The sequence below is a fragment of the Pseudotabrizicola alkalilacus genome, from assembly GCF_003443995.1.
In the GTDB taxonomy this organism is placed as follows: domain Bacteria; phylum Pseudomonadota; class Alphaproteobacteria; order Rhodobacterales; family Rhodobacteraceae; genus Pseudotabrizicola; species Pseudotabrizicola alkalilacus.
In genome coordinates, this window is record NZ_QWEY01000008.1 from 148527 (window position 1) to 165372 (window position 16846).

At 63.6% G+C, this 16846-nt stretch carries 17 protein-coding genes; 11 read left to right on the forward strand and 6 right to left on the reverse strand.

The annotated features are described in order from the left end of the window. Positions 1 to 24 precede the first annotated feature (24 nt). Genes D1012_RS14845 through D1012_RS14860 form a run of 4 tightly spaced genes read right to left on the reverse strand, consistent with a single transcriptional unit; the run spans position 25 to position 4284 of the window. Positions 25 to 837 (reverse strand): enoyl-CoA hydratase family protein, encoded by an 813-nt coding sequence (locus D1012_RS14845; RefSeq protein ID WP_118153782.1) that lies wholly within the window; start codon positions 835 to 837, stop codon positions 25 to 27. Further along, entirely contained in the window at positions 834 to 1271 is a 438-nt protein-coding gene (locus D1012_RS14850) for a MarR family winged helix-turn-helix transcriptional regulator (protein WP_118153785.1), read from the reverse strand. Before D1012_RS14850 ends, D1012_RS14845 begins: the two co-directional genes overlap by 4 nt. Then, positions 1268 to 2005 (reverse strand): SDR family NAD(P)-dependent oxidoreductase, encoded by a 738-nt coding sequence (locus D1012_RS14855; RefSeq protein WP_118153788.1) that lies wholly within the window; start codon positions 2003 to 2005, stop codon positions 1268 to 1270. Before D1012_RS14855 ends, D1012_RS14850 begins: the two co-directional genes overlap by 4 nt. Beyond that, positions 2002 to 4284 (reverse strand): bifunctional salicylyl-CoA 5-hydroxylase/oxidoreductase, encoded by a 2283-nt coding sequence (locus tag D1012_RS14860; RefSeq protein WP_118153791.1) that lies wholly within the window; start codon positions 4282 to 4284, stop codon positions 2002 to 2004. The genes D1012_RS14855 and D1012_RS14860 overlap by 4 nt, the downstream gene beginning before the upstream one ends. A 130-nt stretch (positions 4285 to 4414) precedes the next feature. On the opposite strand from D1012_RS14860, the gene D1012_RS14865 reads away from it, so the two are divergent. Further along, a complete protein-coding gene (locus D1012_RS14865) occupies positions 4415 to 5530 on the forward strand; it encodes a 3-hydroxyacyl-CoA dehydrogenase (RefSeq protein ID WP_118153794.1) in 1116 nt (371 codons plus the stop codon). 7 nt (positions 5531 to 5537) lie between these two features. Here the strand turns inward: D1012_RS14865 and D1012_RS14870 are convergent, their stop codons facing one another. Next, complete coding sequence (locus D1012_RS14870; RefSeq protein ID WP_118153797.1) at positions 5538 to 6482, reverse strand: LysR substrate-binding domain-containing protein; 945 nt, start codon at positions 6480 to 6482, stop codon at positions 5538 to 5540. A gap of 99 nt (positions 6483 to 6581) precedes the next feature. On the opposite strand from D1012_RS14870, the gene D1012_RS14875 reads away from it, so the two are divergent. The 10 genes from D1012_RS14875 (at position 6582) to D1012_RS14920 (ending at position 15843) form a co-directional block, all read left to right on the forward strand. Then, complete coding sequence (locus D1012_RS14875) at positions 6582 to 8048, forward strand: NAD-dependent succinate-semialdehyde dehydrogenase (protein WP_118153800.1); 1467 nt, start codon at positions 6582 to 6584, stop codon at positions 8046 to 8048. Then, positions 8045 to 9001, forward strand: coding sequence for a dihydrodipicolinate synthase family protein (locus D1012_RS14880; RefSeq protein WP_118153803.1), 957 nt, complete (start codon positions 8045 to 8047; stop codon positions 8999 to 9001). Before D1012_RS14875 ends, D1012_RS14880 begins: the two co-directional genes overlap by 4 nt. 13 nt (positions 9002 to 9014) lie before the next feature. Then, the gene (locus D1012_RS14885; RefSeq protein WP_118153806.1) at positions 9015 to 9563 is read left to right on the forward strand and encodes a 3-hydroxyanthranilate 3,4-dioxygenase; all 549 of its coding nucleotides are present in this window, start codon (positions 9015 to 9017) and stop codon (positions 9561 to 9563) included. Positions 9564 to 9649: 86 nt separating this feature from the next. Beyond that, positions 9650 to 10789 carry an ABC transporter substrate-binding protein gene (locus D1012_RS14890; RefSeq protein ID WP_118153809.1) on the forward strand — a complete coding sequence of 380 codons (1140 nt, stop codon included), beginning with the start codon at positions 9650 to 9652 and terminating at the stop codon, positions 10787 to 10789. A gap of 83 nt (positions 10790 to 10872) precedes the next feature. Then, the gene (locus tag D1012_RS14895; RefSeq protein WP_118153812.1) at positions 10873 to 11787 is read left to right on the forward strand and encodes a branched-chain amino acid ABC transporter permease; all 915 of its coding nucleotides are present in this window, start codon (positions 10873 to 10875) and stop codon (positions 11785 to 11787) included. Positions 11788 to 11791: 4 nt separating this feature from the next. Continuing rightward, on the forward strand, positions 11792 to 12766 hold the full coding sequence (locus D1012_RS14900; RefSeq protein ID WP_118154079.1) for a branched-chain amino acid ABC transporter permease: 975 nt from the start codon (positions 11792 to 11794) through the stop codon (positions 12764 to 12766). Then, positions 12763 to 13512: an ABC transporter ATP-binding protein gene (locus D1012_RS14905; RefSeq protein WP_118153815.1), complete on the forward strand. Its 750-nt coding sequence runs from the start codon at positions 12763 to 12765 to the stop codon at positions 13510 to 13512. The genes D1012_RS14900 and D1012_RS14905 overlap by 4 nt, the downstream gene beginning before the upstream one ends. Further along, positions 13512 to 14213: an ABC transporter ATP-binding protein gene (locus D1012_RS14910; RefSeq protein ID WP_118153817.1), complete on the forward strand. Its 702-nt coding sequence runs from the start codon at positions 13512 to 13514 to the stop codon at positions 14211 to 14213. The genes D1012_RS14905 and D1012_RS14910 overlap by 1 nt, the downstream gene beginning before the upstream one ends. Beyond that, the gene (locus tag D1012_RS14915; RefSeq protein WP_118153820.1) at positions 14213 to 14992 is read left to right on the forward strand and encodes an aspartate dehydrogenase; all 780 of its coding nucleotides are present in this window, start codon (positions 14213 to 14215) and stop codon (positions 14990 to 14992) included. The genes D1012_RS14910 and D1012_RS14915 overlap by 1 nt, the downstream gene beginning before the upstream one ends. After that, entirely contained in the window at positions 14992 to 15843 is an 852-nt protein-coding gene (locus D1012_RS14920) for an alpha/beta hydrolase (protein WP_118153823.1), read from the forward strand. The genes D1012_RS14915 and D1012_RS14920 overlap by 1 nt, the downstream gene beginning before the upstream one ends. Here the strand turns inward: D1012_RS14920 and doeB are convergent, their stop codons facing one another. Then, positions 15844 to 16842, reverse strand: a complete 999-nt coding sequence (gene doeB, locus D1012_RS14925) for a N(2)-acetyl-L-2,4-diaminobutanoate deacetylase DoeB (RefSeq protein WP_118154084.1) — start codon at positions 16840 to 16842, stop codon at positions 15844 to 15846. Between the last annotated feature and the right edge of the window lie 4 nt (positions 16843 to 16846).

The window sequence follows — 16846 nt, forward strand, 5'->3', positions numbered from 1 at the left end:
ATGCCCCATCGGGGCATCGAAAGGTCAGTCACCCTGAAAGACCGGTTTTTCCTTGGCGACAAAGGCGTGATAGGCGCGTTCAAAATCGCGGGTCTGCATGCAGATCGCCTGCGCCTGCGCCTCGGCCTCGATCGCCTGTTCCAGACCCATGTTCCATTCGTGATTGAGCTGGGTCTTGGTCATGCCATGGGCAAACACCGGCCCTGCTGCCAGACGGGCCGCCAGCTTCATCGCTTCATCTGTCAGGGTTTCCACAGAGTGCAGGGCGTTCCAGAACCCCCAGCTGTGCCCTTCCTCTGCCGCCATCGTCCGCCCGGTATAGAGCAGCTCTGCCGCCCTCCCCTGCCCGATGATCCGGGGCAGCATGGCGCAGGCCCCCATGTCGCAGCCTGCAAGGCCGACACGGGTGAACAGAAACGCGCATTTCGCCTCTGGCGTCGCCAGCCGCAGGTCGGACGCCATGGCGATGATCGCCCCCGCGCCGACGCAGATCCCGTCCACCGCCGCGATGATGGGCTTGCCGCAGCCGATCATCGCCTTGACCAGATCGCCGGTCATCCGGGTAAAGGCCAGCAGGCTTTTCATGTCCATCCCGACCAGCGGACCGATGATGTCATGCACATCGCCGCCCGAACAGAAGTTGCCGCCGTTCGAGGCGAACACCACCACATCGACATCACTCGCATAGGGCAGCGCCCGAAAGGTGTCGCGCAGCTCGGCATAGCTGTCAAAGGTCAGCGGGTTTTTCCGCTCTGGCCGGCTCAGGCGGATGACGGCCACGCGGCCCTGCATCTCCCACAGAAAATGCTGCGGTTTCAATCCGGCAAGTTCGGTCATGTCGCACCTCGCGCGCGTTTCAGAATGTCGGTCAGCTGGTCAAGATCCTGTTCGGTCAGTCCGCCAAATATCCGGTTCACTTCCGCCTCATGTTCCAGCGCGTAACGGTCAAAGGCCGCAACGCCCTCAGACGTCAGACTGACAAAAATGGTGCGCCGGTCGGTTTGTGACGGGGTGCGCTGCACCAGCCCATCCTTTTCCAGCCGGTCGACAACCGCCGTCGCGTTGCCATTCGAGACCAGCAGCATCCGCGACAACTCAGTCATGCTGATCCCGTCGCGCCGCCGCCAAAGCGCGGCCATCACGTCAAAGCGGGGCAAGGTGGTGTCGTGGTTCACCCGCAAAAACTCTCGCAACTCGCTCTCAGCCGAGCGGGTCACGCCCAGCAGGCGCACCCAAAGTTTCAGCCGCCGTTTGGAAAGCGGATCTGTCATACTTCCCCCCCGGCAATCGCCAGTGCCTGACCGGTGATGCCCTCGGACCCCGCGCCACACAGCCACAGCGCGGCAGCGGTCACTTCGGCAGGCTGGATCAACCGCTTTTGCGGATTGCCCTCGGCCAGTGCGGCACGGGCCGCCTCGGGCGATTTGCCGGTTTTTGCCACGATGGTATCGACCGAGCGATCCGTCATCTCGGTATCCAGAAAGCCCGGACACAGCGCATTTACCGTGACGGGCCGCCTTGCCAGTTCCAGCGCGAGCGAGCGCACAAGGCCGACTGTGCCATGCTTTGCCGCCGCATAGGGCGCGGCATAAGCATAGCCCTTGAGCCCCGCCGTCGAGGCAATGGCGATCAGCCGCCCCCAGCCGGGCAGCTGCGCAAGCCCCGCCTGAAAGGTCAGGAACACCCCGGTCAGATTGGTGGCCAGCATGCTGTGCCAATGTTCCGGCGTCACTTTGGCGAATGGCGCACTGTCGGCAACACCGGCATTGGCGATGATGATGTCACACGGCCCGGCTTCGGCAAAGGCGCGGGTCAGGTCGGCCTGCTGCGTCACGTCGGCCAGCACACAGCGCGCGCCGGTCGCCGTGGCCACCGCTTGCAGCGGCGCTTCGCGACGACCACAGATCACCACATCGGCGCCAGCCGCAGCAAAGCCGCGCGCAAGGTCGGCCCCGGTGCCGGTGCCGCCGCCGGTAATTAACACCCGTTTGCCGGTCAGCGTCATACCCGGATCGCCTCTTGCTGGCGCTGGCGCAGGCGGAAGGCCAGATCGCGCCCGCCTTTGTAGGGTGCGGGCCAGTCACTGGCGGTATCGCCCTGCTCGGCTGCGGCGTGCAATGTCCAGTACGGATCGGCCAGATGTGCCCGCGCAAGGCAAACCAGATCGGCCCGGCCCGCCATCAGGATGCCATTGACCTGATCCCAGTCGGTGATGTTGCCGACGGCCATCGTGGGCATATCCACTTCGTTGCGGATGCGGTCGCTGAACGGGGTCTGGAACATGCGGCCATAGATCGGGGCCTCTGCCGGGTCGGTCTGGCCTGACGATACGTCGATGATATCGGCCCCAGCCGCGCGAAACGCGCGCGCGATCTCGACCGCCTCATCCGGGGTCACGCCGCCTTCGATCCAGTCATGCGCCGAAATCCGCACCGACATCGGCTTGCCCTCCGGCCAGACCGCCCGCATGGCGCGGAACACCTCCAGCGGATAGCGCAACCGGTTTTCCAGACTGCCGCCATAGGCATCGGTCCGGGTGTTGGTGATCGGGCTGAGGAAGGATGCCAGCAGATAGCCATGGGCCGCATGCATCTCGATCATGTCGGCACCAATGCTGTCGGCCATCCGGGTGGCCGAAACAAACTGCGCCGTAACCTCGGCGAAATCCTCGGCCGTCATCGCACGGGGGGCTGCATTTTCGGGTTTGTAGGGAATGGCAGAGGCGGAGATCGTTTGCCAGTTGCCGGTCTCCAGCGGGCGGTCGATGCCTTCCCACGCCACGCAGGTGGAGCCTTTGCGCCCGGAATGGCCGATCTGCAGGCAGAATTTGGCGCTGGTCTCGGCATGGATGAAATCGGCCAGGGCTTTCCACGCCGCCTCATGCTCCGGCGCATAGAGGCCCGGACAACCGGGGGTGATGCGGCCCTCAGCCGAGACACAGGTCATCTCTGTGCAGATCAGGGCGGCCCCGCCCTTGGCGCGTTCGGCGTAATGGGCGAAATGCCAGCCGGTGGGGCAGCCATCGACCGCTTTGTACTGCGCCATCGGCGACAGCACGATGCGGTTCTTCAGCGTCATCTCGCGCAGCTTGAATGGCGCAAACATCGGACGGCGGCCCTTTTGCCCGCCCGCCTGTGCCTGAAACCAGTCTTCGGCCTGTTGCAGCCAGTCCGGATCGCGCAAACGCAGGTTTTCGTGGCTGATCCGTTGCGACCGGGTCAGGAGCGAATAGGTGAACTGCATCGGGTCCATATCCAGATAGCGTTCGACCTGCTCGAACCATTCCAGACTGTTGCGCGCGGCGGATTGCAGCCGCAGCACCTCGACCCGGCGCTCGTCCTGATACCGGGCAAAGGCACCTTCCATCGTGGGTTCGGAATGCAGGTATTCGGCCAGCGCGATGGCACTGTCAAACGCCAGTCGGGAGCCGGAGCCGATCGAGAAATGCCCGGTCGCTGCGGAATCGCCCATCAGCACGACATTCTCGTGATACCACTTTTCGCAGATCACGCGCGGGAACTGCATCCAGACCGCAGATCCGCGCAGATGTGCTGCATTCGACATCAGATCATGGCCGCCCAGATGTGACTCAAAGATCTTGCGGCAGGCCTCGACCGTTTCTTCCTTGGTCATGTCCGCAAAGCCGAGCTTTTCCCAGGTTTCGGGCATGGTCTCGACGATGAAGGTCGCGGTGTTGTCATCGAACTGATAGACATGCGCCCAGACCCAGCCATGCGCCGTTTTCTCGAAGATAAAGGTAAAGGCCCCGTCAAATTTCTGATGCGTGCCCAGCCAGACGAACTTGCACAGGCGGGTGTCGATGTCGGGCTTAAACACATCGGCATATTCGCGGCGCACCAGACTGTTGATGCCGTCGCAGGCCACCACCAGATCATAGTCGCAGCGATAGTCTTCTGCCGACTTGAACTCGGCCTCAAAGCTCAGGGTGATGCCCAGCTCACGCGCGCGGGCCTGCAGCAGGATCAGCATCTGCTTGCGGCCGATCCCCGCAAAACCATGCCCACCCGAGACCGAGCGCGCACCGTCATGGACAACCGCGATGTCATCCCAATACGAGAAATGGCTGCGGATGGCCTCGGTGCTGACCGGGTCATTCTTTTGCATCCGGCCCAGCGCATCATCGGACAGGACCACACCCCAGCCAAAGGTATCATTGGCCTTGTTGCGTTCCAGCACGGTCACATCATGCGACGGGTCGCGCAGTTTCATAGAAATGGCAAAGTACAGTCCGGCAGGACCGCCCCCCAGGCAAAGAACTTTCATGGCCACTCTCCTCCGAACCTGCATCGGCCCAAAGCGTTGCACTGGTCCAAAATAAATTCAAGCTTAAAATATTCGGGCTTGAAGCAAATTCGGGTTCATGCCTTTCTTTGGGGAATAACCGGAGGGAAACATGAGCACACTTGCCGTCATCGGCCTTGGAACCATGGGGCTTGGCATCGTCCAGACCTATGCCGCAGCAGGCTTCCGGGTTCTGGCGACGGACAGTTTCGCCACTGCCCGTGACAGCGCCATCGACCGACTGCGCGCAGGCCTTGCTGCGCGGGTCGCAGCGGGCAAGATGGCACAGGCAGATCTGGAGGCGCTGGTGTCGCGCATCACCATCGTCCCCGGCCCCGAGGCCATGGGCGCGGCAGAGCTGATCATCGAGGCTGTGGTCGAACAGATCGAGGTCAAGCGGGCCTTGTTTGCATCACTGGAAGCGGTGATCGCGCCCGATGCGGTGCTGGCGACCAATACCTCATCGCTGCGGGTCGCGGCTATGGCCGAGGGGCTACAGCATCCCGAACGCCTGTTGGGGCTGCATTTCTTTAACCCCGCCCCGGTGATGAAGCTTGTCGAACTGGTGGCGCACCCTGGAACAAATGCCGCCGCCCTGCGCGCGGCACAAAGGCTGACCGAGGCGGCCGGCAAGACCGTTATCACCTGTCCCGACCGCCCCGGCTTCATCGTCAACCGCTGCGCGCGGCCGTTCTATGGCGAAGCGCTTGCTTTGCTGGAGGCTGGGCACAGCGCCGCCGACATCGACGCGGCGATGCAGGCGGCGGGCTACCGGCTTGGCCCTTTTGCGCTGATTGATCTGATCGGAGCCGATATCAATCTTGCCGCTACGGAAAGCCTTTCGGAGGCGATGAATGGCCATCCAAGGTATCACGTGTTCGATGCCCTGCGCCGTCAGGTGGCCTCGGGCAATCTGGGGCGCAAGACGGGGCGCGGCTTTCTGTTTCCCGATCCGACTGCCGCCCAGCCCCAGCACGCGGCGGCCATCGTCAGCCGGATTGAGGCCACACTTGCCAATGAGGCGGCGTGGCTGTTGTCTGAAGGCGGCACGACCCCTGACGGCATCGACACCGCGCTGAAACTTGGGCTGAATTTTCCGCGCGGGCCATTCGAGATCATCGCAAACCGCGGCGGCTCCCTGCGTACCGAACTGGCAGCCTTGGACGCCGCAGCGCCGCCCCACCTCAGGGGACGCTACCACCCTGCCCCGCTGCTGGCGGGGAACTGAAGGCACGTCAGGGCGCGGCGAGCGCCTCCTGACTGGCAGACTGCCGCAAGGCGGCGATCAGCGTGTCGGCGGCGGGTGATAGGCGGGAGTCGCGCCGGGTCGAGATGCCGATCGGGCGGTGGGTGGTGGGCAGCGGAATATCCAACACCTGCACCAGCCCGCGCTGCGCCTCCACCCGCGCCAGCTGTACCGGCCAGATCAGCAGGTAATCGGCGTTCAACACCAAAGCGCGGTTGGTCAGGATCGACACCGATTCCACGCTGTTCGCGGGGTCGCGCAGGCCCATCTGGCGAAAGCCTTCGTCTATCTGCCGCCGCAGGCTGGTTTCCTGCGGCGGCAGAATCCACGGCTGCTCCATCAGATCGGCAAGCGTCAGGCCAGATCGTGTCAGCAAAGGATGGCCGGTTCGCACGACGATCTGGGCAAAATCCTCGCACAGAATTTCCTCGGCAATACCGCTGCCACTGGAAAAGGCAGGCAAGCGGCCAATCACCAGATCAATCTCGCCCGCCCGCAACAGCGGCATCAGCACATCATTGGTGCCCTCGATCACCTTGACCGCCAGATTGGGGCGTTTCTGCCGCACGGCGGCAATGGCGGATGGCAGGATCGACACCGCCGCCGAAACCAGCACCCCCACGGCCACCCGCCCGCCCGATCCGGTGCGCAGATCCTCCAGCTCTTGCCCGGCGTGGCGCAACTGGGTCAGCACCAGACGGGCATGCGCGACCAGCACCTCGCCCGCCTCGGTCGCCCGCACGCCGCGATTGGTGCGGTCGAACAGGCGGGTGCGGACGGTGGCCTCGGCCTCTTGCAGCGCTTTGGTCACACTGGGTTGCGTCAGATTCAGGCTTTGCGATGCCCCCAACAGCGTGCCTTCACGCGCGATGGCATCAATCAACGTCAGGTGGCGCAGCGAAAGATGAGTCTCGAGTCGGGGAAGCCGGGACATTTCTTGTATTCCCTTTGTGAATATCTGGCTTCGATTACTTCATTTGCTTTCTAAGTGCCAATACGGATTGATCAGGGAAGAACAATCGGTGGACCCAAGATGACCGACTATCCCGATCTTCAGCTTTTCATCGACAACACCTGGCGCAAGACGGCAGACACCCTGCCTGTGCTGAACCCGGCGACCGAACAGGAAATCGGCCGTCTGCCCATCGCCCGCACCTCTGATCTGGAGGATGCGCTGGCCGCCGCAGAGCGGGGCTTTCGCGTCTGGAGCCGCACCGCGCCCCGCATCCGGGCGCAGATCATCCTGCGTGCGGCCAGTCTGTTGCGGGAATGGGGCGCGCAGATCGCGCCGTCGCTGACGATGGAAAACGGCAAGCCCCTGATGCAGGCCCGGATGGAGGTGATCCGGGGGGCGGAGTTTTTCGAATGGGACGCGGGCGAGGCACAGCGGCTGTATGGCCATGTCGTGCCCTCGGCCCCCGGCATCCGCTATACCGTGGTGCGCGAACCGGCAGGGATTGTGGCGGGCTTTTCGCCATGGAATTTCCCGCTGTCACAACCGGCGCGAAAGATTGCGGGCGCGCTGGCGTCGGGGTGTTCGATCATCCTCAAGGCGGCCGAGGAAACCCCGGCAGGCGCGATCCACATCGCGCGGGCATTTCAGGAAGCGGGGCTTCCCGCCGGCGTGCTCAATCTGGTGTTCGGCGATCCGGCCGAAATTTCCAGCCATCTGATCCCGCAGGACCGTATCCGGGTGGTAGCCTTTACCGGCTCGACCTCGGTGGGCATTCACCTGACCGAAATGGCAGCGCGGTCGATGACGCCGGTGCTGATGGAACTGGGCGGTCATGCCCCGGTGATTGTGTGTGACGATGTGGATGCCGCAGCGGCGGGGCGGATGTCTGCGGTCCGCAAGGCGCGCAATTCGGGGCAGGTCTGCACCTCCCCCACCCGCTTTTTCGTGATGGAACAGTCGTATGAGGCCTTCGCACAGTCCTTTGCCGAACGCGCGTCACAGGTGCGGATGGGCGACGGGTTGAACGCCGACACCGAGATGGGGCCGGTGGCCAACCACCGCCGGATCGCCGCGCTGGATGCACTGGTCGAGGATGCCCGCGCCAAAGGGGCCAAGGTGCTGTGTGGCGGCACGCGCCCCAACGGGCCGGGATATTTCTTTCCGGTCACCGTTCTGGCTGAGGTGCCCGACGACGCCCGCGTGATGCGCGAGGAGCCCTTTGGCCCGATTGCCATCATCAATCCGGTCAGCGGGCTTGACGACGCGATCACCCGCGCCAATGCGCTGCCCTTTGGCCTTGCCGCCTATGGCTTCACCCATTCCGCCGCCAATGTGGACCGGCTGACCACTGAAATCGAAGCCGGGAACCTGTCGATCAACACGCTGGAGGCCAGCGTGGCCGAGGTGCCGTTCGGCGGCGTGAAATATTCAGGCCACGGTCGCGAAGGCGGGGCCGAGGGGCTGCACCACTATACCGTCACCAAGACCATCTCGCACCGGATGGAGCTGGAGACCGAGCCGACAGTTTCAGGAGCCACAGCGTGAAGTATTCCCGTAAAGACGCCAAATCCCATGCCTTTGCCCATATGAAGGGTATCTGGGCGGCGGCCTTGATGCCGTTCCGCGAAGACCTTTCCATCGACGAGGCAGGCTTTGCCGCCAACATGACCCATTGGATCGAGGATCTGGGGATCGACGGGTTCTTTATTGCGGGCAAGCAGGGCGAATTCTTTGCGATGTCGGTCGAGGAACGCAAACGCGCCTTTGATCTGGCGGTCCGCGCGGCAGAAGGCCGGGCGCAGACCATCATGTCCTGTTCGGATCAGAACATGGATGTGGTGATCGACCTGGCCCGACACGCACAGGCCTGCGGAGCAGATTACATCGTGGTCCACGCGCCGGTTCTGCACTTCACCAAGGCGCAGGATGAAACCCTGATCCGCTATTACGAAACCATCGCCTCAAAGGTCGATATCGGCATCGCCCTGTGGTCGCACCCCGACTCGGGCTATCTGATGAGCCCGCAGCTGTGCAACCGGCTGGCCGATATCGACACCGTGGTTGCGATCAAATACTCGACCCCGCGGCCGATGTATGTGGAACTGTCCGGGCTGGCGGGCGACAGGATGATTGTGTCGACGGCATCCGAAGAGGAATGGCTGGACAATATACTGGAGCTGAACTGGCAGCTTTATCTGTGTTCGTCGCCGCCCTATCTGCTCCAGACCGCCGCTGACAAACGGATGCGCGCCTATACCGATGCCGCCTTTGCCGGTCGCACGGATGAAGCGCGGCAGATCCGCGACAGTCTGGACCCGGTGCGCCATGCGCTGAAATCCACCCGCCCTGCGGAAAAACCCCATGCGCATCAGAAATACTGGCAGGAGCTGCTGGGCCAGACCGGCGGCCGGGTGCGTCCGCCCTGTCTGGAACTGACCGAAGACGAGAAAACCCTGACCCGACATGCATTCGAAACCTGCGGCCTGAAACTGGCCTGAGAAGGAGACGCCGATGACCCGCCTTGCGGCCTTCAATTTCCAGAAATGGATCGACGCGCACAAACACCTTCTGAAACCGCCGGTCGGTAATCAGATGGTGTTCAAGGATGCCGATCTGATGGTCACCGTTGTCGGGGGACCAAACGAGCGGACCGATTATCACGATGACCCGGTGGAAGAGTTCTTTTATCAGTTAAAGGGTGACATGCTGTTGAAATTGCATGACACTTCGACGGGAGAGTTCTACGATGTGCCGATCCGCGAGGGCGACATCTTTTTGCTGCCCGCCCATATCCGCCATTCGCCGCAGCGCCCGCAGGAAGGCTCCATCGGGCTGGTGATCGAACCGGCCCGCCCCGAAGGCGCTTTGGATGCCGTCGAGTGGTATTGCTTTAACTGCAACACCCGCGTTCACCGGGCCGAGGTTGATCTGGTTTCCATCGTTGATGACCTGCCCCCGATCTACACGGCATTCTATGCCGATGAAAAAGCACGCACCTGCCCGAAATGCGGTGAAATTCACCCCGGCAAAAAACCTCCGGCAGGCTGGGTGACACTCTAGATGTTTTAGGCTTGAAATAAATTTCAAGCCTGACAGTATGACCCAAAGCAAAACAAAAAGACGCAAACGACAACCGGGAGAATGACATGAGAAAACTGCTGACCTCCACCGGCATGCTGGTCGCTCTGATGAGCCCAGCCCATGCCGAGGCGACCAAGATCGGCGTGATCACTACGCTGTCCGGCCCCGCCGGGTACCTTGGCGAACAGATCCGCGACGGCCTGACCCTTGGCCTGCAGGCCACCGGCGCAGAATTTGAACTGGTCGTCGAAGACGACGCCCGCGATCCGAACACCGGCGTTCAGGTGGCCGACCGGATGCTGAACGAAGAGGGCATCAAGCTGCTGACCGGGATCGTGTTCTCGAACGTCTCGGGCGCGGTTGTGCCTGAAACCCTTGATGCGGGCGCGATCTATGTCAGCCCGAATGCCGCGCCTTCGGGTCTGGCCGGGGCCAAATGCCATCCGAATTACTTTGTGGTGAGCTGGCAGAACGACAGCCTGCACGAAGCCTCGGGCGCTGCGGCCAAAAAGCTCGGCTACACCACGGCAGTCGCGCTGGCGCCCAACTATCAGGCGGGCAAGGATGCCATCGCCGGGTTCAGCCGTGAATTCGGCGGGACAGTCACCGAGATTTACACCGGCGTCGAACAGTCCGACTTTGCCGGTGAGATGGCACAGATCCGCAACGCGGCCCCGCAGGTGGTGTTCCAGTTCCATCCGGGTGGTCAGGGCATTGCGTTTCTCAAGCAATACCAGCAGGCCGGGCTGCTGGGCTCTGTCCCGATGGTGTTGTCGGAACCGTCCTATGATGGTGTGATCCTCAAAGCCGTCGGCCCCGCCGCTGTCGGTCTGACCGGCACCACGCATTGGAACGACGATTTCGACAACGCGGCGTCAAAAGCCATGGTTGCCGAATGGGCCGCCGCCTTTCCCACCACCCCGCTGACCACCTATGCGCAGCAGGCCTATGACACCGGACTGCTGATCGGTGGTGCGTTGAACAAGGTCGGAGGCGAAGACATCGAAGCTCTGCAAGCCGCGCTCAAGGCCGCCGACTTCGCCTCGACCCGTGGCAGCTTTGCCTTTGGGGCCAACCAGCACCCGGTTCAGGACTGGTATCTGACCTCGATCGAAGCGGACGAGGCAGGTAATCCAAAGATCGTGACCAAGGAAAAGATCCTTGAAGCCGTGGGCGACGTTTACGCCGCCGACTGCAAGATGTGACCTGACTTCGGGCCGGATGGCACTGTGCCGTCCGGCCCTGTTCCGGCACCATCCCAATTCACAGACCGCCTGGAGGGGCGCAGATGATCCTGTTGATCGAGCAGCTTTTGAACGGGCTGCAATACGGCGTCACGTTGTTTTTGCTGGCCGCCGGGCTGACGCTGATATTCGGCATCATGGGCGTCATCAATCTGGCGCATGGCGCCTTGTACATGGTCGGGGCCTTTGCCGGGGCCTGGGTTTCGATTCAGACCGGATCATTCTGGGCCGGGCTGCTGGCCGGGCTGGTGGCCTCGGCAATTGCCGGGGTTCTGGTTGAGCTGGGGGTGATGCGGCGTCTTTATGCCCGCGACCATCTGGATCAGGTTCTGGCGACCTTTGCGCTGATCCTGATCTTCAACCAGTCCACCGTGCTGATTTTCGGCCGTCAGCCGCTGTTCACCTCTCTGCCGGAAATGTTCTCGGGATCGGTCGAGATCGTTCCCGGCCTGCCCTACCCCAGCTACCGTCTGTTCGTCATCGCGGTCGGCCTGGCCGTCGCCTTTGGCCTGTACCTGCTGATCAACAAGACCCGGATCGGCATGCTTGTGCGCGCCGGGGCCAGCAACCGCCAGATGGTGCGGGCGCTGGGGGTGAACATTGGCGGGCTGTATACGGCCGTCTTCGGGCTGGGCGCGCTGCTTGCCGGGCTTGCCGGTGTGATGGCCTCGCCGATCATGTCGGTACAGGTCGGCATGGGCGACGAGATCATTCTGGCCACCTTTGTCGTGGTGGTGATCGGCGGGGTCGGATCGGTGAAAGGGGCCTTTGTCGCCGGGATCGTGCTGGGGATGTGCGACACCATGCTGCGCGCCTTTCTGCCGGGGCTGTTGCAGCAGGTCATGCCGGGATCCGAGGCGCAGGCGCTGGGGGTCGGAATATCTTCGATGGGGATCTACCTGATGATGGCGATTATCCTTCTGGTCCGTCCGCGCGGCCTGTTTGCAGCGCAAGGATGACCAGATGAAACGCGAATACCTTATTCTGGCTACCGTCTTCCTGCTGCTGGCACTTGTGCCGTTTCTGGCCGCAGCCACCGGCCAGACCAGCTGGACCCGGCTGGTCGGTCAGGCGCTGATCTATGGGATGGCGGCGGCCAGTCTGAATTTCATTCTGGGCTATGGCGGCATGATCAGCTTTGGCCATGCGGCATTCTTTGGCATTGGCGGCTATGTCGTGGGGATCATGTATCACCATTTCGACGCCGGAACCTCGTTTCTGGGCGTGATCCCCGGCACCGATCAGATGCTGATCACCCTGCCCGCTGCCGTACTTGTGGCCGGACTGGCGGCGGCATTGGTGGGCGCGATGTCGCTGCGCACCGGCGGCGTGCAGTTCATCATGATCACGCTGGCCTTTGCGCAGATGTTCTTTTTCCTGTTCATCTCGCTGAAAACCTATGGCGGCGAGGATGGAATCATGGTGCGCCGCACCAATGCGCTGCCGGGCCTCGACATGCGCAACCGCGACACGCTGTATTGGGTCGTGCTGTGCTTTGCCGCCGCCTATTACCTGTTTTTGCGCCGCTTGGTGCAATCTTCCTTTGGTCAGATCATTGCAGGCATCCGCCAGAACGAACGACGCATGGCTTCGATGGGAATTTCGACCTTTCGCTACAAGCTCTATGCCTTCATTCTCTCCGGCATGGGGGCCGGGCTGGCCGGGGCGCTGATGGTGAATTTCCTGCGCTTTGCCTCGCCCGACATGATGCACTGGACCCGGTCGGGCGAGTTCATGATCATGGTCATCCTTGGCGGTGTCGGCACTCTGGCCGGGCCGTTCATCGGCGCGGGGGTTCTGTTCACGGTGGAGACGACGCTGGCGCGCTATACCGAGCACTGGATGCTGCCGGTTGGCATCCTGCTGCTGGTTGTGGTGCTGACCTCAAAAGGCGGGCTGATGGCGCTGATCCGCAAGCTGACCGGGGGGCAGAAATGAACCATGTGCTTGAAATCGCCGGGCTGACCAAGACGTTTGGGGGCCTGACCGCAACCGACAACGTCAGCCTGACCGTCAATGCGGGCGAAATCCACGCTCTGATCGGGCCAAACGGGGCGGGAAAATCGACCCTGATCAACCAGATCTGCGGCGAGCTGATGCCAAACGCGGGCCACATCCATCTGGCGGGCCGCGACATCACCCGCCTGCCCCCGGCAGAGCGCGTGGCACTGGGTCTGGGCCGGACCTTTCAGATCACCTCGCTGTTGGACGACATGACCGTGCGCGAAAATCTCGCCCTTGCGGTTCAGGCGCGCGAAGGCGGCAATTTCCGTATATTTGACCGCGCCGCAAACCGCGCCGAGGTCTGGGACGAGGTGGCAGAGATCCTTGCGGCCTCTGCGCTTGGCCCCCGCGCCGGGGTGACCGTCGCCGATCTGGCCCATGGCGAGAAAAAGCAGCTGGAGCTGCTGATGGCACTGTCCCAGCGCCCGCGCCTGCTGTTGCTGGATGAACCGATGGCCGGGCTTGGCCATCTGGAAAGCCAGCAGATGATTGACGCCCTGCTGGCCGCCCGTGGCGATTGCGCGATGCTGCTGGTCGAGCACGATATGGACGCGGTGTTTGCGCTCGCCGACCGCGTGACCGTGCTGGTGTACGGGCGCGTCATCGCGGCCGGCAACGCCGATGAGATCCGCGCAAATCCGGCGGTCCGCGACGCCTATCTCGGAGAGGAGGACACCTGATGCTGTCGGTGCAAAATCTGCAAGCCGGCTACGGTGCCTCTCAGGTGCTGTTCGACATCTCGCTCGATATCAAGGATGGCGAGGTGGTGACCCTGATGGGTCGCAACGGCATGGGCAAGACCACCACGGTCCGCACGATCATGGGCCTGCTGCCGCCAAAGGGCGGGGCGGTGCAGTATGACGGGCGGGCCATCGGCGGGCTGGCCCCGGAAAAGGTGGCGCGGCTGGGCTTTGGTCTGGTGCCCGAAGGGCGGCAGGTGTTTCCAACCCTCACCGTGCGCGAAAATCTGGTGGCCACGGCGGCCAACCGGCTGGCGGCAAAGTCGCCCTGGACCCTCGCCCGCATCTATGAGCTGTTCCCCCGCCTTGGCGAGCGTGGCGGGCAGATGGCGGCAACGCTGTCGGGCGGCGAGCAGCAGATGCTGGCCGTGGGGCGCGCACTGATGACCAACCCGCGCCTGCTCATTCTGGATGAGGCGACCGAAGGGCTGGCCCCGGTGATCCGGTCGGAGATCTGGCAGGTGGTGGAAAAGCTGAAAGCCGAGGGGCAGTCGATCCTGCTGATCGACAAGACGTTTTCCGTGCTCAAGCGCCTTGCCGACCGGCATTTCATTCTGGAAAAGGGCAAGACGGTCTGGACCGGCACCAGTGCCGAGCTGACCCGCGATCAGGCCCGCGTTCAGGCCTGGGTCGGCATCTGATGCGGCTGGTTCTGATCGGATGGGGTGCCATCGGCTCTGAAATCGCGCGTCTGCTGGCGGCACGGCGCTCTGCGGTTCAGATTGTGGCGGTTGCCGTCCGCGATGCCGGTCGCGACCTGCCCTTTCCGCTGATCACCGCGCCCACCGAGCTGCCGGCACACACGCCCGATCTCGTGGTCGAGGTCGCGGGTCGGGCCGCCGTGCTGCCTTGGGGTCAGGCCGCGCTTGCCGCAGGGGCCGACTTTGCTCCCGCCTCCACCTCGGCTTTTGCCGAAGACGGCGCGCTGGAGGCTTTGCTGCATCTGGCCCGCGCCCATAATCGCCAGATCCTGATCCCCCCCGGTGCGTTGGGCGGCATGGATGCGCTGTCTGCCGCCGCGCGCCTGCCGCTGGCGCAGGTCACCCACGACATCACGAAACCGGCTCTGGCATGGGCGGGGACCGAGGCGGAAACCCTGTGCGATCTGGCCAGCCTCACCGCCCCGCACTGCTTTTTCGAGGGTCCGGCGCGCGAGGCGGGACGGCGGTTTCCGCAAAATGCCAATGTGGCGATGATCACGGCGCTTGCAGGCGTTGGTCCTGAGGCCACGATCATCCGGATGATCGCTGATCCCGCCGCCACCGGCAACCGCCACCGCATCGTTGCCAATGGGGATTTTGGCCGGATGGAGATCACGCTCGACAATCTGGCCCTGCCCCATAACCCCAAATCCTCAGCCCTGACGGCGCTGTCTCTGGTGCGGCTGATCGAGAACCGCGCAACCCCCCTGGTGATCTGATGCTCAAAGACGAAGCCACCCTGCCCCGCGCCCAGCTGGACGCCGACTATACCGCCCGCGCCACCGTGACCGAGGCGGAGTTTGCCGATATTCTGGCGCGGTATCAAAGCCTGTCGGACGCCGCCCACGGCCTGCCCCACACCCGCGCGGGGCTGACGTTCTGCGACGAGACCGGGCTGAAACTGGATCTGTTCGGCACCACGCCGGGGGAAAGCCGCCCCGTGGTGGTGTTCATTCATGGCGGATACTGGCGGGCGCTGTCGCGGGCGCAATCCGCCTTTGCCGCCCCGATGCTGGCCGCACAGGGCTTTGCCACCGCCGTGCCAGATTACCGGCTGGCCCCCGAGGCCAGCATGACAGAGATCGTCACCGACTGCCGCCGGGCGATTGCGCATCTGTGGCACAATGCCGAGGCGTTGGGCCTTGACCGCACCCGCATCACCGTGACCGGCTCCTCTGCCGGGGGCCATCTCGCCGCCGCCGTCGCGCAACCCGGCTGGCAAGCGGAGATGGGCCTGCCCGACCAACCGCTGCACGCCTGCCTGCCGGTGTCCGGCCTGTTCGAACTGGCGCCGCTGGCCGCCTGCCATGTGCAGGACTGGATGCAGTTCACCGATGCAGAGCTGGCGCAAAGCCCGCTCCGCCACTCGCCCCAGGGCCTGCGCGGAGCCTTGGCACTGGCGGCGGGCGCGGGGGAAGCCATGGGCTTTCACCGCCAGTCAGACGCGTTCTCACTCGTGACCGGCTGGCCGGTCCACCGGGTGGCCAACCGCAACCATTTCGACATCATTCTGGATCTTGCCGACCCGGAGTCCACCCTGTCACAGCTGCTGCTGGACCTTGCCCGCTGATTACGCCCCGTCCACCTCATCCGCGATCACGGCGACGCAATCGCCCGGTTTGACCAGCCCCGGAAAATGCCGCGCGGTGAACAGACCGGCCCGGTTGGCGCGCAACTCTGTCGGCTCAAGCCCGGTGCGCCCGGTCGGATAGATCATTGCAATGCACTGATCCTTGCTGACCCGGTCGCCCAGATCGGCGCAAAAGCGGATCAGCCCCGCGTCTTCGGCAAAGGTGAAACAGCTGCCATCGGGCATATCGAGCCATTGCGTCGGCATCGCCTCGGGGTTTCCGCGCAAAATACCCGCCGCCATCAGCAGGTTGCGGCAGCCACGTATGGCAATTCCGGCGGTATAGGCGCTGGCGGTGCCGCCGCCGCCCAGTTCGGTGGTGACAAACACCTTGCCCATGGTTTCGGCGGCGGTGTCGTACATGCCGACCGCGTCGATCTCCAGCATCCTGACCGAATAGGGCGCGCCAAAGGCCCGGACCAGCCGGAACGCCTCGGCCTCCTGCCCCTTGTCGGGCAGGATATGGGCGGCGCAGAATGGCAGGAAATCCAGCGTCTTGCCGCCCGAATGAAAATCCAGCACCACATCGGCCATCGGCAACAGCACACGCTGAAAGTAATCGGCGATCTTTTCGGTCACCGAGCCATCGGGACGGCCCGGAAAGCTGCGGTTCAGGTTGCCCCGGTCGATGGGCGAGGTCCGGGTGCCTGCCGCAAAGGCGGGCTGGTTCATCATCGGAAGGATGATGACCCGCCCCGAAACGTCCGCCGCGCGCAAGGTGCGGGCCAGATCAAACAGCGCGATCGGGCCTTCGTATTCATCACCGTGATTGCCCCCGGTCAGCAAGGCCGTCGGCCCGTCGCCGTTTTTCACGACCGTGACGGCAATCATCACCGAGCCCCAGGCCGCATCGTCGCGGCTGTAGGGCAGACGCAGAAACCCGTGCTGCACGCCATCTGCCGCGAAATCCACCGTCGCCGAAACCGGCGACGGTCGCATGTCT

Bases quoted from the DNA above. Each gene is read 5' to 3' on its own strand.
- D1012_RS14915 (WP_118153820.1), top strand. From the start codon at position 14,213: ATGCGGCTGGTTCTGATCGGATGGGGTGCCATCGGCTCTGAAATCGCG.
- D1012_RS14875 (WP_118153800.1), top strand. From the start codon at position 6,582: ATGACCGACTATCCCGATCTTCAGCTTTTCATCGACAACACCTGGCGC.
- doeB (WP_118154084.1), bottom strand. From the start codon at position 16,842: ATGCGACCGTCGCCGGTTTCGGCGACGGTGGATTTCGCGGCAGATGGC.
- D1012_RS14885 (WP_118153806.1), top strand. From the start codon at position 9,015: ATGACCCGCCTTGCGGCCTTCAATTTCCAGAAATGGATCGACGCGCAC.
- D1012_RS14865 (WP_118153794.1), top strand. From the start codon at position 4,415: ATGAGCACACTTGCCGTCATCGGCCTTGGAACCATGGGGCTTGGCATC.
- D1012_RS14860 (WP_118153791.1), bottom strand. From the start codon at position 4,284: ATGAAAGTTCTTTGCCTGGGGGGCGGTCCTGCCGGACTGTACTTTGCC.
- D1012_RS14870 (WP_118153797.1), bottom strand. From the start codon at position 6,482: ATGTCCCGGCTTCCCCGACTCGAGACTCATCTTTCGCTGCGCCACCTG.
- D1012_RS14905 (WP_118153815.1), top strand. From the start codon at position 12,763: ATGAACCATGTGCTTGAAATCGCCGGGCTGACCAAGACGTTTGGGGGC.
- D1012_RS14845 (WP_118153782.1), bottom strand. From the start codon at position 837: ATGACCGAACTTGCCGGATTGAAACCGCAGCATTTTCTGTGGGAGATG.
- D1012_RS14910 (WP_118153817.1), top strand. From the start codon at position 13,512: ATGCTGTCGGTGCAAAATCTGCAAGCCGGCTACGGTGCCTCTCAGGTG.
- D1012_RS14920 (WP_118153823.1), top strand. From the start codon at position 14,992: ATGCTCAAAGACGAAGCCACCCTGCCCCGCGCCCAGCTGGACGCCGAC.
- D1012_RS14900 (WP_118154079.1), top strand. From the start codon at position 11,792: ATGAAACGCGAATACCTTATTCTGGCTACCGTCTTCCTGCTGCTGGCA.
- D1012_RS14855 (WP_118153788.1), bottom strand. From the start codon at position 2,005: ATGACGCTGACCGGCAAACGGGTGTTAATTACCGGCGGCGGCACCGGC.
- D1012_RS14850 (WP_118153785.1), bottom strand. From the start codon at position 1,271: ATGACAGATCCGCTTTCCAAACGGCGGCTGAAACTTTGGGTGCGCCTG.
- D1012_RS14895 (WP_118153812.1), top strand. From the start codon at position 10,873: ATGATCCTGTTGATCGAGCAGCTTTTGAACGGGCTGCAATACGGCGTC.
- D1012_RS14890 (WP_118153809.1), top strand. From the start codon at position 9,650: ATGAGAAAACTGCTGACCTCCACCGGCATGCTGGTCGCTCTGATGAGC.